The organism is Streptomyces sparsus, from assembly GCF_054776295.1.
In genome coordinates, this window is the sequence record NZ_BAAHCA010001169.1 from 1 (window position 1) to 1,310 (window position 1,310).

Annotated in this window: 1 protein-coding gene and 1 pseudogene; both read left to right on the forward strand. The window is 76.0% G+C overall.

Annotated elements, in window-relative coordinates; genetic code table 11:
• Window positions 1–324, forward strand: a pseudogene (locus ACYVE9_RS27190) (hypothetical protein); the annotation flags it as partial.
• A gap of 289 nt (window positions 325–613) precedes the next feature.
• The coding region (locus ACYVE9_RS27195) for a phosphatase PAP2 family protein (protein WP_461030545.1) at window positions 614–1,310 on the forward strand (697 nt) is incomplete at its 3' end.

A 1,310-nucleotide genomic window follows, 5' to 3' on the forward strand; every position in this document is an offset into this window, starting at 1 on the left:
CCCGCTGAGCCGCCGGCCGCGCCGCATCCGGCGGAGCCACCGGTCGGGGCGGCACCACCGGCTCAGGACGCCGCCGGCGAGCAGGTGTGCGCGGGCTCGACGGTCACGCTCTCCGGCGAGGCCGGCCCGCCCGCCGCCTCCAGCAACGAGTTCCCGGTGGGGACCACTCTGCGGGTGACCAATCTGGACAACAACCGGTCCACGACCGTCGAGGTGACCGCTGCCTCGGGCAGCTGCGTGCTGCTCAACAACGCCGCGTTCGAGGAGGTGCGGGAAGCCGGCAGGTTCCTCATCCGACAGGCCCGCGTCGAACGCGTCGGCTGAGCAGCGCCCATCCCGCCCCGGCGGGGGAGGAGCGGGGTGCGGGGCCGGCGTCACAGGCCGCCGGGCCGCACCCCGGTGACCCGCCGGGGCCCGCGGCGCCGCTTCCGCCGAGATCCCGGTGCGACCCCGGACGCCACCGGTGGCCGCGGCCGCGCGCCGACACCCCTCCGGGGACGGGAGGCCGGCCCGGAACGGTGTCCACCCGCGACGCCCCGGTGAACTCCCACACCCGGTCGGCATGCCCTGCCAGAGTGGGGGGACGGGGACGCCGCCAGAAGGGAGTGCCGGGTTGCGGAACAGCAGCACACCGGGGACAGCGGACACCACGGACACCACGGACAGCACGGAGGGGCCGCCCCGGCCGGTGAGCGCCGCGGTGCGGCCACGCAGGGCACTGCTGTGGACGAGCGGCGTCTCGGCGGCCTTGGGCATCGTGCTGACGGCCGCGGTGGCGTACGGCTGGCAGCCCCTCATGTCGACCGACCGGGCGCTCTCGAACGGGTTGCACGCCGGTGCCACGTCCGGGCCCACGCTCACCCACGTCTCCCGGGTGCTCAGCGACTGGGTCTGGGATCCGATCACCATGCGGCTGGCGGCGGCGCTCGTGGTGGCGTACCTGCTGCGGGCCGGCGCCGCGTCGCTGGCCGGCTGGGTGGCGGCGGTGTCCGTACTGGCGTGGGTGGTGCAGTTCACCGTGAAGACGGCCGTCGGGCGGGACCGGCCGGAGTTCGCAGACCCGGTCGCCTCCGCCTCCTACTTCGCCTTCCCCTCGGGCCACACCATGGCCGCGACGACCACCTGCGGGGTCGTGCTCGTGGTACTGCACCGGACGGCCCCGGGCGGCCGGTGGCCGGCCATCGCCTGGGGAGCCGCGCTGGTGAGCGTGGTGGGTGTGGGCCTGACCCGGATCCACCTGGGGGTGCACTGGCCCAGCGACGTGCTGGGCGGCTGGCTGCTCGGCATCGCGCTGGTGACGCTCGCCGCCG